Source organism: Paenibacillus sp. sg306046 (assembly GCF_059821225.1).
Genome location: NZ_JCAMRT010000029.1, coordinates 16,756 through 32,743 on the forward strand (window position 1 = coordinate 16,756; position 15,988 = coordinate 32,743).

Here is a 15,988-nt window from a genome sequence, read left to right on the forward strand (position 1 = left end):
TCTTTAAAAATCGAGATTACCAAACGTAGCAGATAACCTCTCCGCCAGCTTTGGATTGACGAGCTTCCTTATCAGTCATGACACCTTTGGAAGTCGAGAGAATTGCGATACCGAGTCCGCCGAGTACGCGAGGTACTTCTTGGCTTTTCGCGTAAACGCGAAGACCTGGCTTGCTGATTCTTTTCAAACCTGTAATTACGCGCTCGTTGTTGGAGCCGTATTTCAGGAACAAGCGGATGATGCCTTGCTTGCTGTCTTCAATATATTCAGCGTCACGGATGAATCCTTCCTTCTTGAGGATCTCGGCGATTTCGCGCTTGATCTTCGAAGCCGGAATTTCAACAGTCTCATGACGAACGACGTTAGCGTTGCGAATGCGTGTAAGCATATCTGCAATTGGATCGGACATAACCATGTGTTGTAAACCTCCTTCCCGAAACTTTGAGTTTTACCAGCTTGCTTTCTTCACGCCAGGAATCTGGCCTTTGTATGCCAATTCGCGGAAGCAAATTCTGCAAATTTTAAATTTACGCAATACCGAATGGGGACGTCCGCAGCGCTCGCAGCGCGTGTAGGCCTGCACCTTAAATTTCGGAGGACGCTGCTGCTTAATCTTCATCGAAGTTTTTGCCACTTTCGTTTACACCTCCAAAGGTTCCAATGAAACCCGTATCGTAAGCTATTTATTTCGTGAACGGCATGCCGAGCTGCGTCAGCAATTCGCGGGATTCTTCGTCAGTTTTCGCTGTCGTGACGATTACGATGTCCATACCGCGGACTTTGTCCACTTTATCGTATTCGACCTCAGGGAAAATGAGCTGCTCTTTCAAACCAAGTGTATAGTTACCGCGGCCGTCGAAAGCTTTGGTGGATACACCACGGAAGTCACGTACGCGTGGAAGCGCAACGTTGAACAGCTTGTCAAGGAAGTGATACATACGCTCGCCGCGCAGTGTCACCTTTACGCCGATTGGCATATTTTCACGCAGTTTGAAACCTGCGATCGATTTTTTAGCGCGCGTGATTACCGGCTTTTGACCAGCGATCAGCTGCAGGTCGGATACAGCCACATCAAGCACCTTGGAGTTGGAAACTGCTTCGCCAACACCCATGTTGATAACGACCTTCTCGATTTTTGGAACTTGCATAACCGTCGTGTAGTTAAACTTTTGAATCAACGATGGCGTTACTTCGTTCAGAAAACGATCCTTCATTCTTGCTGCCATAAGACTCGTTTACCTCCTTTCTTTACCTGTTATTAATCAATAATCTCGCCGGATTTTTTCGCGACGCGAACTTTTTTACCGTTATCCAATACTTTGTAGCCGATCCGAGTCGGTTGGCCGCTCTTCGGATCTACCAGCATAACGTTGGATACATGGATCGAAGCTTCTTGCGTAAGGATGCCGCCTTGCGGATTCGCTTGGGATGGCTTCGCATGTTTTTTGATCATGTTTACGCCCTCGACCAGCACGCGGTTTTGACGAGGGTAAGCTGCGAGTACGCGGCCTTTTTTGCCTTTGTCTTTACCGGTGATCACGATAACCGTGTCTTCTTTTTTGACGTGCAATTTATTGTTGTGGGACTCCAGTTTCTTCGGTTGTTTTGGCATTGTGGTGTTACACCTCCTACAGGTTTTCGTGAAGGAAAACCGCTTCGTAAGTACTGCTGATTCAATTCCTTACAAGCACGCTGGTTTGTAAGGCTTAGATAACTTCAGGAGCGAGAGAAACGATTTTCATGAAGTCTCTGTCGCGAAGCTCACGAGCTACCGGTCCAAAAATCCGCGTACCGCGCGGGCTCTTGTCGTCTTTAACGATAACCGCTGCATTTTCGTCAAATGTAATGTAAGATCCGTCCTTACGACGAGCGCCGCGTCTCGTACGTACCACTACAGCTTTGACGACATCGCCTTTCTTGACAACGCCACCTGGTGTTGCTTCTTTCACCGAGCAGATAATCAAATCTCCGATATTCGCCGTACGACGACCTGTACCACCCAACACGCGGATACACATCAGAGACTTCGCACCAGAGTTGTCAGCTACTTTCAATCGTGTAAATGGTTGAATCATTGTGTGGTTCCTCCTTCCGGTATTGATGCCAAAATGTTTATATTAAACGATAACCGCTTTTTCAACCACTTTGATCAGTCTGAAGCGTTTGTCCTTGGAGAGCGGACGTGTTTCCATGATTTCAACAACGTCACCGATCTTAGCTTCGTTATTTTCATCATGCGCTTTAAACTTCTTCGTATATTTAATGCGCTTGTGGTACAAGTCATGCTTCTTGTAAGTCTCAACGGCAACAACGATGGTTTTATCCATTTTGTCGCTGACGACTCTGCCCACTTGCGTTTTACGCTCGTTGCGTTCAGCCATGTGAGATCCTCCTCTCTCTTTCATTAACTAGTGATTCCCAATTCTCTTTCACGCAAAACAGTTTTTGCCCGAGCAATCTCTTTGCGGACTTTTTGAATCTGTACGGGATTATCCAGTTGACCTGTAGCCAGTTGAAAACGGAGGTTAAAGAGCTGCTCTTTAAATCCGGCAATCTTTTGTTCAAGCTCAGCAGAGGTTAGGTTGCGAAATTCACTAGCTTTCATTTACTTCACCACCCAGTTCTTCTCTTTTCACAAACTTCGTCTTGATCGGGAGCTTGTGAGAGGCGAGACGCATAGCTTCACGGGCGATTTCTTCGCTTACGCCGGCCAGTTCAAACAAAACTTTACCCGGTTTTACGACAGCAACCCATTTTTCTACGTTACCTTTACCGCTACCCATCCGGACTTCAAGCGGCTTTTGAGTAATTGGCTTGGCTGGGAAAATCTTGATCCAAACTTTACCGCCCCGCTTAATATAACGAGTCATCGCGATACGAGCTGCTTCGATTTGACGGTTGGTTACCCAAGCCGGCTCCATCGCTTGCAGGCCGAACTCACCGAAATGTACTTCCTGTCCGCCTTTAGCTTTGCCGCGCATATTGCCACGGTGCTCTTTGCGGTGTTTTACACGTTTAGGAACTAACATGGATTAGTTGCCTCCTTCCGCAGCAGCCTTTTTCTTAGCCGCAGGAAGAACTTCGCCGCGATAGATCCATACTTTTACGCCGATACGTCCGTACGTGGTATGAGCTTCAGCTGTACCGTAGTCGATATCTGCACGCAAGGTATGAAGTGGTACTGTACCTTCGCTGTAGCCTTCCTGTCTTGCAATTTCGGCTCCGCCAAGACGGCCGCTAACCGAAGTTTTGATTCCTTTGGCACCGGATCTCATGGAACGTTGGATCGCTTGCTTCAGCGCACGACGGAACGATACACGACGCTCCAACTGCTGCGCGATGCTTTCAGCGACCAGAATCGCATCCAGATCAGGTGTTTTGATTTCTGTAATATTGATATGAACCTTTTTACCGTTCGTCAGCTTGGTCAGGTAAGCGCGGATTACTTCAACTTCAGAACCGCCTTTACCAATAACCATACCTGGCTTCGCAGTGTTGATCGTAACGTTCACGCGGTTAGCTGCACGTTCGATCTCAATGCGGGATACGGCGGATTCTTTCAATTTTTGCTTCAAGTACTCGCGGATTTTAACGTCTTCCATCAACAAGTCGCCGAAATCTTTACCGGCATACCATTTGGACTCCCAATCGCGAATGATACCAATGCGAAGTCCGACCGGGTTTACTTTTTGTCCCACACGTTGTCCCTCCTTATTTCTCAGATACCACTACAGTAATGTGGCTGGTACGTTTATTGATGCGGCTCGCACGACCCATAGCGCGAGGACGGAATCTCTTCAAGGTTGGTCCTTGATCAACGAACACTTGCGAAATCACCAGACTGTTAGGGTCCAGGGAGTTGTTATGCTCCGCATTCGCAATCGCCGATTTCAACAGCTTCTCGATGATCGGGGATGCTGCCTTAGGCGTATGGTTCAGAATTGCAATAGCTTCGCCCACTTGCTTGCCGCGGATCAGATCAACCACGAGCTGAGCTTTACGGGGAGCGATGCGTACGTATCTTGCAATAGCTTTTGCTTGTTGCATGGATGTACCTCCTCTCGTTCACAAACTTGATCTATATCGAAATGTTATCTTAGCGCTTGCCCGTTTTCTTATCGTCGTCGTGACCTTTGTAAGTACGGGTTGGTGCAAATTCACCAAGCTTATGTCCAACCATATCTTCCGTTACATAAACCGGTACATGCTTTCTGCCATCATACACGGCAAACGTGTGACCGATAAATTGCGGGAAAATTGTGGAACGGCGGGACCAAGTCTTGATCACTTGCTTTTTCGAGGATGCGTCTACCTCAGCGACTTTCTTCAGCAGATAGCCATCAATAAACGGTCCTTTTTTCAAACTGCGACCCATGTGTTGTTCCTCCCTTCTTTAAGCAACGCGTAATCCCCAGTCAATCAACATGCTGAAATTATCCAGGGAATTACTTCGTGCGGCGACGTACAATGTATTGATTGGAAGCTTTGTTTTTCTTCCGTGTTTTGTAGCCAAGTGTCGGTTTGCCCCATGGGGACATCGGAGATTTGCGACCGATCGGGGAACGGCCTTCACCACCACCATGCGGGTGATCGTTAGGGTTCATGACGGAGCCGCGAACTTCCGGTCTTTGTCCGAGCCAGCGGGAACGACCTGCTTTACCGATTTTGATGAGCTCATAATCCTCGTTACCTACGGAACCGATCGTTGCGCGGCAAACTTTCAGGATCTTTCTCATCTCGCCGGAAGACAGACGAACCGTTACATAACGTTCTTCTTTACCGAGCAATTGAGCTTCTGTACCAGCTGCGCGAACCAATTGGCCGCCTTTGCCAGGCTTCAGCTCGATATTGTGGATAACTGTACCAACCGGAATATTTTCCATTGGCAGCGCGTTACCTACTTTGATGTCAGCCTCAGGGCCGGACACGATTTGATCGCCCACCTTCAAGCCTTTAGGAGCGATGATGTAACGTTTTTCGCCATCCACGTAGTGGATCAGCGCGATGTTAGCCGAACGGTTCGGATCGTATTCGATCGTAGCAACGCGTCCAGGTATTCCATCTTTATTCCGTTTGAAGTCAATAATCCGGTATTTACGCTTATGTCCGCCGCCTTGGTGACGAACCGTAATTTTACCTTGGTTGTTGCGTCCTGCTTTTTTGCTCAATGGAGCCAAAAGCGATTTCTCCGGTGTGGATGTTGTGATTTCTTCGAAAGTCGAAACGGACATCGCACGTCTCGCCGGGGACGTTGGTTTGTACTTTTTAATTGGCACGTGGTTTCCCTCCTTACTTGAGAAGTGTCTTAGACGGATTCAAAGAACTCCAGCTCTTTGCTGTCTGCCGAAAGTGTTACGATTGCTTTCTTCCACTCGGACGTATAACCGGAATAACGACCATAACGCTTAGGCTTAGCCGGCATTCTGAGTGTGTTCACATTCGTCACTTTCACTTTGAAGATTTGCTCGATTGCTTGCTTGATTTCCGTTTTATTCGTACGGATGTCAACCTCGAACACATATTTTTTATCGGCCATCATTTCGCTAGTACGTTCAGTAATGATCGGGCGCTTAATAATATCGCGAGGGTTCTTCATTACGCAAACACCTCCTCTACCTTTTGCACCGCGTCCTTCGTAATGATCAGCTTGTCATAAGACAATACGTCCAGTACGTTGATTCCTTCAGCGACAACGAATTTAACGCCAGGAATGTTGCGTGCGGACAATGCTACGTTTTCTTCGTAGCCAGCTGTCACTACCAAGGCTTTACGCTCAACTTTCAGGTTGTTCAGAATCGCTGCAAATTCCTTCGTTTTAGGAGCGGACAGCTGCAGTTGATCCAGAACGATAATTTCGCTCGCCTTCACCTTAGAAGACAACGCGGATTTAATGGCCAAACGACGAACTTTTTTAGGCAGTTTGAACGAGTAGCTGCGAGGAGTTGGTCCGAAAACCACACCGCCGCCTTTCCATTGAGGAGAGCGGATACTACCTTGACGAGCGCGTCCAGTACCTTTTTGTTTCCAAGGCTTACGGCCACCGCCGCGAACTTCGGAACGTCCCTTCGTTTTGTGCGTACCTGCACGAAGCGAAGCGCGTTGCAACAGAACAGCTTGGTTCAGCGCATGTGCATGAGGCTCGATTCCGAAAACACTTTCGGCCAGTTCGACCTCGCCAACTTGCGAACCGCTGACATTAAATAATGCTACCTTTGGCATTTGTTATCCTCCTTTCCTGCTTGCTTACTTCTTCACCGTAGATTTGACGGTTACATAGCTATTTTTAGGACCCGGAATGGAACCTTTAATCAGAAGCACGTTGCGCTCTGCATCAACCTTGACGACTTCAAGCTTTTGAATCGTAACCGTTTCTTTACCCATGTGACCTGGCAGCTTTTTGCCTTTTGGTACACGGTTAGCTTGGATCGAACCCATGGAACCAGGACCGCGGTGATAACGGGAACCGTGAGTCATTGGACCTCTGGATTGGTTATGACGCTTGATTACGCCTTGGAAACCTTTACCCTTGGAAATCCCTGTTACATCAACGAATTCGCCTTCGGAGAACAGATCAGCCTTGATTTCCTGGCCAACTTCATAACCAGCCATATCAACGCCGCGAAGCTCCTTAATGTAGCGCTTAGGCGTAGCTCCAGCTTTCTTAGCATGGCCGAGCTCCGGTTTATTCGCTCTGTGCTCTTTCTTATCTTCAAAACCGATTTGGATAGCCTCGTAGCCGTCGTTTTCCGCGTCTTTCTTTTGCAGAACCGTGTTAGGACCTGCTTGGATTACCGTAACCGGCACGACCAATCCTTCGGGAGTAAACACTTGAGTCATCCCAAGTTTTTTTCCTAAGATACCTTTAGTCATCGTTGACACCTCTTTTCTTTTGTAGCTTGTTTGTATTTATCCACAGTGTGTATATTACAGTTTGATTTCAATGTCCACACCGGACGGCAGATCCAGACGCATCAGCGCATCAACCGTTTGCGGCGTAGGATTCACGATATCAATCAAACGCTTATGTGTACGCATTTCGAACTGCTCACGCGAATCTTTGTACTTATGAACCGCGCGAAGAATCGTGATGATTTGCTTCTCGGTTGGAAGCGGAATCGGACCAGACACTCCTGCACCGGAACGTTTGGCTGTATCCACGATTTTCTCTGCGGATTGATCCAGAATTCTGTGATCATAAGCCTTCAAACGAATACGAATCTTTTGCTTTGCCATTGTATTCCCTCCTTCTATCGCCCAATTTAGTATCGGACATACTCCGTGAAAATCTCCTGACGCTCCATCCCTATGGCAAAGGGGCCGGGTGTGTCAGCAACCTCTCACATCATCGCAACGTCACAGACCAACGTTCACTATTATATTAAATCCCGTAATAAAAAGCAAGCGAAAACCCAATATTCTGCCCAATTTTTTTTCAGACAAAAAAGCCCTCCATCCAGAAGGATGAAGGGCTTCGAAAATCAATTACTTTTGGATGGATGCAACTGCACCGGCGCCAACTGTACGTCCGCCTTCGCGAATCGCGAAGCGAGTACCTTCTTCGATAGCGATTGGCGAGATCAGCTCAACCGTTACCGTGATGTTGTCGCCTGGCATTACCATTTCCGTACCTTCTGGCAGGTTGATGATACCTGTTACGTCAGTTGTACGGAAGTAAAATTGTGGACGGTAGCCTGTGAAGAAAGGCTTGTGACGGCCACCCTCTTCTTTAGTCAGAACGTAGATTTGAGCTGTGAAGTTCGTGTGCGGCTTAACCGAACCCGGTTTCGCGATAACTTGTCCACGCTCGATATCTTTACGCTCTACACCGCGAAGCAATGCGCCGATGTTGTCGCCCGCTTGTGCGGAATCAAGCAATTTACGGAACATTTCAACGCCTGTGCAGACACTCTTGCGAGTTTCTTCTTGCAGACCGATGATTTCAACTTCGTCGCCGACTTTAACTACACCGCGCTCTACACGACCTGTAGCAACGGTACCACGACCAGTGATCGTGAACACGTCCTCTACCGGCATCAGGAAAGGCTTGTCAGTGTCGCGCTCAGGAGTTGGGATGTACGTGTCGATGTGCTCGAACAGCTCAACGATTTTGTCAGCCCAAGGGCCATCTGGGTTTTGCAAAGCTTCACGAGCTGCGCCGCGAACGATTGGAGTATCGTCGCCTGGGAACTCATACTCGTTGAGCAGGTCGCGAACTTCCATTTCAACCAGTTCCAGAAGCTCTTCGTCTTCAACCATGTCACATTTGTTCAGGAATACGACGATGTAAGGAACGCCTACTTGGCGGGACAGCAGGATGTGCTCGCGAGTTTGCGGCATAGGGCCGTCAGCTGCGGATACAACCAGGATCGCGCCGTCCATTTGAGCTGCGCCGGTGATCATGTTTTTAACATAGTCGGCGTGGCCTGGGCAGTCTACGTGTGCGTAGTGGCGGTTAGGCGTTTCGTATTCAACGTGAGCTGTGGAGATTGTGATACCGCGCTCGCGCTCTTCTGGAGCTTTGTCGATTTGGTCGAATGCTACTGCAGCACCGCCGTATTTTTTCGACAATACCGTAGTGATTGCCGCTGTCAGCGTTGTTTTACCATGGTCAACGTGACCGATCGTTCCGATGTTAACGTGCGGCTTATTACGTTCAAACTTCGCTTTTCCCATGAGTGGATTGCCTCCTCAGATAATGGAATATATTTTAGGCACCTTTGTTTTTCGCAACAATTTCTTCCGCGATCGACTTAGGTACTTCTTCATAGTGCGAGATTTCCATCGAGTAAACGCCGCGACCTTGGGTACGCGAACGCAGAGTCGTGGAGTAACCGAACATTTCAGACAAAGGCACCTTAGCACGGATGATTTGCGCGCCGAAGCGTGCATCCATACCTTCGATGCGTCCGCGGCGGGAGTTCAGGTCGCCCATAACGTCGCCCATGTACTCTTCCGGAACTGTAACTTCAACCTTCATGATCGGCTCAAGCAATACTGGCTTACATTTTTCGGCTGCTGCCTTAAGTGCCATGGAACCCGCGATTTTAAACGCCATTTCACTGGAGTCAACATCATGGTAAGATCCATCCACAACGGTAGCTTTGATATCCACAAGCGGGAAGCCTGCGTATACGCCGTTTTTCATGGATTCCTCGATACCCGCTTGGATCGGAGCTACGAATTCCTTAGGAATCGAACCACCGACGATTTTGCTTTCGAACTGGAAGCCAGTTCCCGGCTCAAGCGGCTGGAACTCCACCCAACAATGACCATACTGACCACGGCCACCGGATTGACGAACAAACTTGCCTTCGACCTTAGCTGCTTGCTTGAAGGTTTCACGGTAAGCAACCTGCGGTTTACCCACGTTGGTTTCTACCTTGAACTCGCGAAGCATACGGTCGACGATGATTTCCAGGTGAAGCTCACCCATACCGGAAATGATCGTTTGGCCAGTTTCTTCATCCGTGTGCGCACGGAAAGTCGGATCTTCCTCGGACAGCTTGGACAAAGCAACGCCCATTTTATCTTGGTCGGCTTTAGTCTTAGGCTCTACCGCGAGCTGGATAACCGGCTCAGGGAAGTTCATCGACTCCAGAACAACCGGATTTTTCTCGTCACACAGCGTGTCGCCGGTAACGGTATCTTTCAAACCTACAGCTGCTGCAATATCACCGGAGTAAACCTCGCTGATTTCTTGACGGCTGTTTGCATGCATTTGAAGAATACGTCCGATCCGCTCACGTTTGCCTTTCGTTGCATTCAACACGTAGGAACCGGAGCTCAATACGCCGGAGTATACGCGGAAGAATGTCAGCTTACCGACAAACGGGTCAGTCATGATTTTGAACGCCAGCGCGGAGAATGGCTGATCGTCTGCAGATTTACGAATAACTTCCGTACCGTCTTCAAGCGTACCTTTGATATCCGGCACGTCGATTGGGGCAGGGAGATAGTCGATAACCGCATCGAGCATCATTTGCACGCCTTTGTTCCGGTAGGACGAACCGCAGATAACAGGGAAAATACTTACGGAACAAACGCCTTTGCGCAGTCCTGCTTTAATTTCCTCAATCGTCAGCTCTTCGCCTTCCAGGTACTTCTCCATGAGTGCTTCGTCAAGTTCTGCAACTTTCTCAACCAGCTCAAGGCGAAGTGCTTCTACCTGGTCCTTCAGGTCATCCGGTACCGGACCTTCAATCGGGTCCTTACCAAGATCATCCTTATAGACGTAGGATTTGCGCTCAACCAGATCAACTACGCCGACAAAATCATTCTCTGCGCCGATTGGCAGTTGGATCGCAACTGCGTTAGCGCCGAGCTTGGCACGCATCGACTCGATAACTTGCAGGAAATCTGCGCCGATGATGTCCATTTTGTTGACGTAGGCAATCCGAGGAACGCCATAACGGTCCGCTTGTCTCCAAACGGTTTCCGATTGCGGCTCAACGCCTTCTTTGGCACTGAACACGCCTACTGCTCCGTCCAATACGCGCAGGGAGCGTTCAACCTCTACTGTGAAGTCAACGTGTCCCGGGGTATCAATGATATTGATGCGGTGGTCTTTCCACTGAGCTGTCGTCGCTGCGGACGTAATCGTGATTCCGCGCTCTTGCTCTTGCTCCATCCAGTCCATCGTTGCGCCACCTTCGTGGACTTCACCGATTTTGTGTACGCGGCCTGTGTAGAACAAGATACGTTCAGTCGTGGTTGTCTTGCCCGCATCAATATGGGCCATGATCCCGATGTTGCGCGTATCTTTCAAGGAGAACTGTCTAGCCATTTCAGGTTTTCTCCTTCCTAAACTCGTGGATTATATTCTACCAACGATAGTGCGCGAACGCTTTGTTGGCTTCAGCCATTTTGTGCGTGTCTTCACGTTTTTTCACGGAAGAACCGGTGTTGTTAGCAGCATCCATAATTTCAGCTGCCAGTCTTTCTTCCATCGTCTTCTCACCGCGAAGACGGGAATAGTTAACCAACCAGCGAAGTCCCAGCGTCGAACGGCGTTCTGGACGAACTTCGATCGGCACCTGGTAGTTCGCGCCCCCCACACGGCGGGCTTTGACTTCGAGGACAGGCATGATGTTTTTGATGGCTTGTTCGAAAACTTCCATCGGCTCCTTGCCTGTACGCTCTTGAATCAGACCGAAAGCATTATACAGGATGGATTGAGCGACTCCTCTTTTACCGTCGATCATAATACGGTTGATCAAGCGAGTAACCAATTTGCTGTTATATACCGGATCTGGCAATACGTCTCTGCGAGTAACTGGACCTTTACGAGGCATAGTTATCCCCCTTTCTTAAAAAACTCATTCGAATTTGTGTAACTCTCATGCCTATTACTTCTTCACTTTCGGGCGTTTTGCGCCGTACTTGGAACGAGCTTGCTTACGGTTGTTCACGCCTGCCGTATCGAGCGCGCCGCGAACGATGTGATAACGAACCCCTGGAAGGTCCTTAACACGACCGCCGCGGATCAGCACGACGCTGTGCTCCTGCAGGTTGTGTCCGATACCCGGAATATAAGCTGTTACCTCGACACGGTTAGTCAAACGAACACGCGCATACTTACGCAAAGCGGAGTTCGGTTTTTTCGGCGTCATGGTACCTACACGCGTGCAAACACCGCGTTTTTGTGGGGAGCTGATATCCGTCTGCTCTCTTTTCAAGGCGTTGAAGCCTCTTTGAAGAGCCGGGGATTTGGATTTTACAACTTTAGCTTGGCGTCCTTTACGGACGAGCTGGTTAATTGTTGGCATAGTGGCCACCTCCTTCAACAAAATAACTTACATGTTCAAGCCCACAGATCCAGGCGAATCATAAATGAACAAAGGAAACGTTCTTGCCCAGGAGTTCGTGCGCTTCCCGAACAAAAACGTCGGCTTCCTATTCATTTATTACAGCCGCCATTGCGGCGCCTACTTCGATGCCACACGCCTTACCGAGTATATGCATGGATTCAACGTATGTGACTTTAACCCCCATTTTCCTGCAGAGGTTAACCATTTTTATCGTAATCCGCGGATCTGCATCCTTCGCTACGAAAACTTCAGCAGCTATGCCTTGCTCCACTGTTTTCGTTGCTTGCTTCGTACCGATTGTCAGCTTCGCAGTCTGCTTTATTTGTTCGAGATCCATGAAAATCCCCTCCAAAGCAGAGGTTACGGGGCTTGCAAATTGGCACACTTTGATATATTAGCATCTCAACACTAGCATGTCAAGAAGCACCGACTGCCTTATTTATGAATTAATGCTTCACGTTCAGGCAGCCGGTTTGCAGCTCATTAGTCGACGGTAACAGCTTCCGCTTCATCAACGGATTCATCCAGCGGCTCCGCATTCGGATCGGTAATCCGAATATTGCGGTAACGGTTCATACCCGTACCTGCCGGGATCAGCTTCCCGATAATGACGTTTTCCTTCAGACCAAGCAATTGGTCGACCTTGCCCTTGATGGCCGCATCGGTCAGGACACGCGTGGTCTCCTGGAACGAAGCCGCGGACAGGAAGGAGTCGGTTTCAAGCGATGCTTTCGTAATCCCGAGCAGCACCGGCTTAGCCACAGCTGGCTCTTCTCCGGCAAACAGGGACACTTTATTTGCATCCTCGTATTCGTGAATATCAACAAAGGAGCCTGGCAGCAGCGTCGTATTCCCCGCATCAACGATCCGGATTTTACGCAGCATCTGGCGAATCATAACCTCAACGTGCTTGTCGTTGATTTCAACGCCCTGATTCCGGTAAACGCGCTGAACTTCCTGCAGGATATAGTTCTGCACGCCGCGAATGCCTTTGATGCGCAGCATTTCCTTCGGATCAATCGAACCCTCGGTCAGCTCGTCGCCGGCTTCCACCGCCTGGTTCGCTGTTACGCGAATCCGCGAGCCGTAAGGCACGTTGTACGTCTTGGACTCAGCTTCGCCCTGGACCTCGATCTCGCGACGGTCCTTCGCTTCACGAATCTCCTTAACGACACCGTCGATTTCCGTGATGATCGCTTGCCCTTTAGGATTCCGAGCTTCGAACAGCTCCTGAATACGCGGCAAACCTTGTGTAATATCGTCTCCAGCAACGCCCCCGGTATGGAACGTACGCATCGTGAGCTGCGTTCCCGGCTCACCGATGGATTGCGCCGCGATAATGCCGACCGCTTCGCCGATCTCGACATGCTGGCCGGTAGCCAGGTTGCGTCCGTAGCACTTCTTGCAGACGCCATGCTTGGAACGGCAGCTGAGCACCGAGCGAATCTGAATCGTTTCGATGCCGGCTTCAATGATCTGGTCAGCAATCGTCGCTTCAATCAATTCATTCCGGTTCACGAGCACTTCGCCGGTTTGCGGATGACGAATCGTTTCGTAGGAGTAGCGGCCTTCAATCCGGTCGTACAGCTCCTCGATAATTTCCTTACCGTCGCGGATCGTGCTGACCTTGAAGCCTTTATCCGTACCGCAGTCCTCATCACGGACGATAACGTCCTGGGCTACGTCAACGAGACGGCGCGTCAGGTAACCGGAGTCAGCCGTACGAAGAGCTGTATCCGCCAGACCTTTACGGGCGCCGTGCGTCGAGATAAAGTACTCCAATACCGTCAGGCCTTCACGGAAGTTCGACTTGATCGGCAACTCCATGATTTTACCGGACGGGTTGGCCATCAGACCCCGCATACCGCCCAGCTGGGTGATCTGCGATTTGTTACCCCGTGCTTTGGATTCCACCATCATGTTGATGGAATTGTATTTATCGAGGGATTTCATCAGAATGTCCGTGATTTCATCCTTCGCTTTGCTCCAGATTGCGATAACGCGGTCGTAACGCTCGTCATCCGTAATCAGACCACGACGGTACTGGTTCGTAACAACCTTGACCTTCTCATCCGATTGCGCGAGAATTTCGTCCTTCTCCGAAGGAACCGTAACATCAGCGACCGCAATCGTAATACCGGCGCGTGTCGAATACGTAAATCCGAGCTGCTTGATGTTGTCCAGGATGATCGAGGTTTCCGTCGTATGATAACGGCGGAAGCATTCCGCGATAATCGTACCCAGGTAGTCTTTACCGACAGCTTTCGTCTCCGGCAGCTCAAGCATCTTGGCCCGTACGTCCGCGCCTTTATCAAATACGAAGTACCGGTCGGATACGCCGCTCAGCAAGTTCGCTTTGGTCGCTTCGTTAATGTACGGGAAATCCTTCGGATAAATCTCGTTGAAGATGATTTTACCGACGGTTGTAATGAGCATCGCGTCTTGCTGCTCCGGCGTAAAGCTTGTTTTACCAAGCGCCTTGGCCGGAATCGCTACACGCGCATGCAGCGAAGCGTCGCCGCGATGGTACATCGACACCGCTTCGGCTACCGAACGAATAATCGTGTGCGAGCCCTTGGAATCTTTATTTTCAGTTGTCAAATAGAAGCTGCCGAGCACCATATCCTGGGAAGGCGTAACGACCGGCTTGCCATCCTTAGGGTTCAGGATGTTGCCGGATGCAAGCATAAGCACGCGTGCTTCTGCTTGAGCTTCTGCGGACAACGGCACGTGAACCGCCATCTGGTCACCGTCAAAGTCGGCGTTGTAAGCCGTACATACGAGCGGATGCAGCTTGATGGCGCGGCCTTCAACCAAAATCGGCTCAAACGCCTGAATCCCGAGACGGTGAAGCGTAGGTGCGCGGTTCAGCAGAACCGGGTGCTCCTTAATCACTTCTTCAAGCACATCCCATACTTCCGGACTTACGCGCTCTACTTTACGCTTCGCGCTTTTGATATTGTGGGCAAGCCCTTTATTTACAAGCTCTTTCATAACGAAAGGCTTGAACAATTCGAGCGCCATTTCCTTCGGAAGACCGCACTGGTACATCTTCAGGCTTGGTCCTACGACGATAACGGAACGACCGGAGTAGTCAACCCGTTTACCGAGCAGGTTTTGCCGGAAACGTCCTTGCTTCCCTTTCAGCATATGGCTGAGGGATTTCAACGGACGGTTACCCGGTCCTGTCACCGGACGGCCGCGACGGCCGTTGTCGATCAACGCATCAACCGCTTCCTGCAGCATCCGCTTCTCGTTCTGCACGATAATATCGGGCGCTCCGAGATCCAGCAGGCGCTTCAGACGGTTGTTCCGGTTGATAACACGACGGTACAGGTCATTCAGGTCAGACGTAGCGAACCGACCGCCGTCGAGCTGTACCATCGGACGCAGCTCAGGCGGGATAACCGGCAGTACATCAAGCACCATCCAGTCCGGCAAGTTTTTCGAATTCCGGAATGCTTCCATGACTTCAAGACGCTTGATCGCCCGGTTGCGGCGCTGGCCTTGAGCCGTTCTCAGCTCTTCCTTGAGCATGTCGACTTCCTTCTCAATGTCGATGTCTGCCAGCAGCTTCTTCACCGCTTCAGCACCCATGCCGGCCTGGAACGCATAACCGTATTTCTCACGGTAGCTGCGGTATTCCTTCTCCGACAGCAGCTGCTTTTTTTCCAGCGGCGTATCGCCCGGGTCTGTCACGACATAAGAAGCAAAGTAAATGATCTCTTCGAGCGAACGCGGCGACATATCAAGCGCCAAACCCATCCGGCTCGGAATGCCTTTGAAATACCAAATATGCGAAACCGGCGCAGCCAGCTCAATATGACCCATCCGTTCACGGCGAACCTTCTGACGCGTAACCTCTACGCCACAGCGGTCGCAAACGACGCCTTTATAGCGGACGCGCTTATATTTACCGCAATGACATTCCCAATCCTTGGTTGGTCCGAAAATCTTTTCGCAGAACAGACCTTCCTTTTCCGGCTTCAACGTTCTGTAGTTGATCGTCTCCGGTTTCTTCACTTCGCCTCTGGACCACGAACGGATCTTCTCCGGGGAAGCCAAGCCGATCTTCATATACTCAAAATTATTGACGTCGATCAAGGAGCAACCCTCCTCCAACTATTGTCTCTCATCCAAAGCCTATCGAACTGTCATCAACCGATCCGAAATACGGCCTT

General features: G+C 50.0%; 22 protein-coding genes. All 22 read right to left on the bottom strand.

Annotated elements, in window-relative coordinates:
• Positions 1-16: 16 nt before the first annotated feature.
• The gene (gene rpsH / locus AC6ROY_RS22420) at positions 17-415 is read right to left on the bottom strand and encodes a 30S ribosomal protein S8 (RefSeq protein WP_054797092.1); all 399 of its coding nucleotides are present in this window, start codon (positions 413-415) and stop codon (positions 17-19) included.
• Between the two features lie 33 nt (positions 416-448).
• Complete coding sequence (locus tag AC6ROY_RS22425) at positions 449-634, bottom strand: type Z 30S ribosomal protein S14 (protein WP_010498863.1); 186 nt, start codon at positions 632-634, stop codon at positions 449-451.
• Between the two features lie 49 nt (positions 635-683).
• Positions 684-1,226, bottom strand: coding sequence for a 50S ribosomal protein L5 (rplE, locus tag AC6ROY_RS22430; RefSeq protein WP_500102816.1), 543 nt, complete (start codon positions 1,224-1,226; stop codon positions 684-686).
• A 32-nt stretch (positions 1,227-1,258) separates the two neighbouring features.
• Positions 1,259-1,612 (bottom strand): 50S ribosomal protein L24, encoded by a 354-nt coding sequence (gene rplX / locus AC6ROY_RS22435; RefSeq protein ID WP_500102817.1) that lies wholly within the window; start codon positions 1,610-1,612, stop codon positions 1,259-1,261.
• A gap of 94 nt (positions 1,613-1,706) precedes the next feature.
• Positions 1,707-2,075 (bottom strand): 50S ribosomal protein L14, encoded by a 369-nt coding sequence (gene rplN / locus AC6ROY_RS22440; protein WP_072338018.1) that lies wholly within the window; start codon positions 2,073-2,075, stop codon positions 1,707-1,709.
• A 42-nt stretch (positions 2,076-2,117) separates the two neighbouring features.
• Positions 2,118-2,381, bottom strand: coding sequence for a 30S ribosomal protein S17 (gene rpsQ / locus AC6ROY_RS22445; protein WP_500102818.1), 264 nt, complete (start codon positions 2,379-2,381; stop codon positions 2,118-2,120).
• Positions 2,382-2,404: 23 nt separating this feature from the next.
• Positions 2,405-2,605 carry a 50S ribosomal protein L29 gene (rpmC, locus tag AC6ROY_RS22450; protein ID WP_341419839.1) on the bottom strand — a complete coding sequence of 67 codons (201 nt, stop codon included), beginning with the start codon at positions 2,603-2,605 and terminating at the stop codon, positions 2,405-2,407.
• The gene (rplP, locus tag AC6ROY_RS22455; RefSeq protein ID WP_500102819.1) at positions 2,595-3,029 is read right to left on the bottom strand and encodes a 50S ribosomal protein L16; all 435 of its coding nucleotides are present in this window, start codon (positions 3,027-3,029) and stop codon (positions 2,595-2,597) included. The genes rpmC and rplP overlap by 11 nt, the downstream gene beginning before the upstream one ends.
• A 3-nt stretch (positions 3,030-3,032) precedes the next feature.
• The gene (gene rpsC / locus AC6ROY_RS22460) at positions 3,033-3,698 is read right to left on the bottom strand and encodes a 30S ribosomal protein S3 (protein WP_500102820.1); all 666 of its coding nucleotides are present in this window, start codon (positions 3,696-3,698) and stop codon (positions 3,033-3,035) included.
• A gap of 13 nt (positions 3,699-3,711) precedes the next feature.
• Positions 3,712-4,047 carry a 50S ribosomal protein L22 gene (rplV, locus tag AC6ROY_RS22465; protein WP_072338023.1) on the bottom strand — a complete coding sequence of 112 codons (336 nt, stop codon included), beginning with the start codon at positions 4,045-4,047 and terminating at the stop codon, positions 3,712-3,714.
• A 49-nt stretch (positions 4,048-4,096) separates the two neighbouring features.
• The gene (rpsS, locus tag AC6ROY_RS22470) at positions 4,097-4,375 is read right to left on the bottom strand and encodes a 30S ribosomal protein S19 (protein ID WP_072338024.1); all 279 of its coding nucleotides are present in this window, start codon (positions 4,373-4,375) and stop codon (positions 4,097-4,099) included.
• A 70-nt stretch (positions 4,376-4,445) separates the two neighbouring features.
• Complete coding sequence (gene rplB / locus AC6ROY_RS22475; RefSeq protein ID WP_500102821.1) at positions 4,446-5,276, bottom strand: 50S ribosomal protein L2; 831 nt, start codon at positions 5,274-5,276, stop codon at positions 4,446-4,448.
• A gap of 29 nt (positions 5,277-5,305) precedes the next feature.
• Positions 5,306-5,596 (bottom strand): 50S ribosomal protein L23, encoded by a 291-nt coding sequence (rplW, locus tag AC6ROY_RS22480; RefSeq protein WP_072338026.1) that lies wholly within the window; start codon positions 5,594-5,596, stop codon positions 5,306-5,308.
• Entirely contained in the window at positions 5,596-6,219 is a 624-nt protein-coding gene (gene rplD, locus AC6ROY_RS22485) for a 50S ribosomal protein L4 (RefSeq protein WP_500102822.1), read from the bottom strand. Before rplD ends, rplW begins: the two co-directional genes overlap by 1 nt.
• A 24-nt stretch (positions 6,220-6,243) precedes the next feature.
• Positions 6,244-6,870, bottom strand: a complete 627-nt coding sequence (rplC, locus tag AC6ROY_RS22490) for a 50S ribosomal protein L3 (protein ID WP_500102823.1) — start codon at positions 6,868-6,870, stop codon at positions 6,244-6,246.
• A gap of 54 nt (positions 6,871-6,924) precedes the next feature.
• Entirely contained in the window at positions 6,925-7,233 is a 309-nt protein-coding gene (gene rpsJ, locus AC6ROY_RS22495; RefSeq protein WP_062410373.1) for a 30S ribosomal protein S10, read from the bottom strand.
• Between the two features lie 249 nt (positions 7,234-7,482).
• Entirely contained in the window at positions 7,483-8,673 is a 1,191-nt protein-coding gene (tuf, locus tag AC6ROY_RS22500; RefSeq protein WP_500102824.1) for an elongation factor Tu, read from the bottom strand.
• A gap of 34 nt (positions 8,674-8,707) precedes the next feature.
• Entirely contained in the window at positions 8,708-10,783 is a 2,076-nt protein-coding gene (gene fusA, locus AC6ROY_RS22505; protein WP_500102825.1) for an elongation factor G, read from the bottom strand.
• Positions 10,784-10,820: 37 nt separating this feature from the next.
• Positions 10,821-11,291 carry a 30S ribosomal protein S7 gene (gene rpsG, locus AC6ROY_RS22510; RefSeq protein ID WP_500102826.1) on the bottom strand — a complete coding sequence of 157 codons (471 nt, stop codon included), beginning with the start codon at positions 11,289-11,291 and terminating at the stop codon, positions 10,821-10,823.
• Between the two features lie 54 nt (positions 11,292-11,345).
• On the bottom strand, positions 11,346-11,765 hold the full coding sequence (gene rpsL / locus AC6ROY_RS22515) for a 30S ribosomal protein S12 (RefSeq protein ID WP_054797081.1): 420 nt from the start codon (positions 11,763-11,765) through the stop codon (positions 11,346-11,348).
• A gap of 127 nt (positions 11,766-11,892) precedes the next feature.
• Complete coding sequence (locus tag AC6ROY_RS22520) at positions 11,893-12,144, bottom strand: ribosomal L7Ae/L30e/S12e/Gadd45 family protein (protein WP_500102827.1); 252 nt, start codon at positions 12,142-12,144, stop codon at positions 11,893-11,895.
• 146 nt (positions 12,145-12,290) lie between these two features.
• Positions 12,291-15,911 (bottom strand): DNA-directed RNA polymerase subunit beta', encoded by a 3,621-nt coding sequence (gene rpoC, locus AC6ROY_RS22525; protein ID WP_500102828.1) that lies wholly within the window; start codon positions 15,909-15,911, stop codon positions 12,291-12,293.
• Positions 15,912-15,988: the final 77 nt, after the last annotated feature.

Excerpts from the sequence above, each read along its gene's own strand:
- rpsH (WP_054797092.1), bottom strand. The coding sequence starts at position 415 with ATGGTTATGTCCGATCCAATTGCAGATATGCTTACACGCATTCGCAAC.
- rplE (WP_500102816.1), bottom strand. The coding sequence starts at position 1,226 with ATGGCAGCAAGAATGAAGGATCGTTTTCTGAACGAAGTAACGCCATCG.
- rplX (WP_500102817.1), bottom strand. The coding sequence starts at position 1,612 with ATGCCAAAACAACCGAAGAAACTGGAGTCCCACAACAATAAATTGCAC.
- rplN (WP_072338018.1), bottom strand. The coding sequence starts at position 2,075 with ATGATTCAACCATTTACACGATTGAAAGTAGCTGACAACTCTGGTGCG.
- rpsQ (WP_500102818.1), bottom strand. The coding sequence starts at position 2,381 with ATGGCTGAACGCAACGAGCGTAAAACGCAAGTGGGCAGAGTCGTCAGC.
- rpmC (WP_341419839.1), bottom strand. The coding sequence starts at position 2,605 with ATGAAAGCTAGTGAATTTCGCAACCTAACCTCTGCTGAGCTTGAACAA.
- rplP (WP_500102819.1), bottom strand. The coding sequence starts at position 3,029 with ATGTTAGTTCCTAAACGTGTAAAACACCGCAAAGAGCACCGTGGCAAT.
- rplV (WP_072338023.1), bottom strand. The coding sequence starts at position 4,047 with ATGCAACAAGCAAAAGCTATTGCAAGATACGTACGCATCGCTCCCCGT.
- rpsS (WP_072338024.1), bottom strand. The coding sequence starts at position 4,375 with ATGGGTCGCAGTTTGAAAAAAGGACCGTTTATTGATGGCTATCTGCTG.
- rplW (WP_072338026.1), bottom strand. The coding sequence starts at position 5,596 with ATGAAGAACCCTCGCGATATTATTAAGCGCCCGATCATTACTGAACGT.
- rplD (WP_500102822.1), bottom strand. The coding sequence starts at position 6,219 with ATGCCAAAGGTAGCATTATTTAATGTCAGCGGTTCGCAAGTTGGCGAG.
- rplC (WP_500102823.1), bottom strand. The coding sequence starts at position 6,870 with ATGACTAAAGGTATCTTAGGAAAAAAACTTGGGATGACTCAAGTGTTT.
- rpsJ (WP_062410373.1), bottom strand. The coding sequence starts at position 7,233 with ATGGCAAAGCAAAAGATTCGTATTCGTTTGAAGGCTTATGATCACAGA.
- tuf (WP_500102824.1), bottom strand. The coding sequence starts at position 8,673 with ATGGGAAAAGCGAAGTTTGAACGTAATAAGCCGCACGTTAACATCGGA.
- fusA (WP_500102825.1), bottom strand. The coding sequence starts at position 10,783 with ATGGCTAGACAGTTCTCCTTGAAAGATACGCGCAACATCGGGATCATG.
- rpsG (WP_500102826.1), bottom strand. The coding sequence starts at position 11,291 with ATGCCTCGTAAAGGTCCAGTTACTCGCAGAGACGTATTGCCAGATCCG.
- rpsL (WP_054797081.1), bottom strand. The coding sequence starts at position 11,765 with ATGCCAACAATTAACCAGCTCGTCCGTAAAGGACGCCAAGCTAAAGTT.
- AC6ROY_RS22520 (WP_500102827.1), bottom strand. The coding sequence starts at position 12,144 with ATGGATCTCGAACAAATAAAGCAGACTGCGAAGCTGACAATCGGTACG.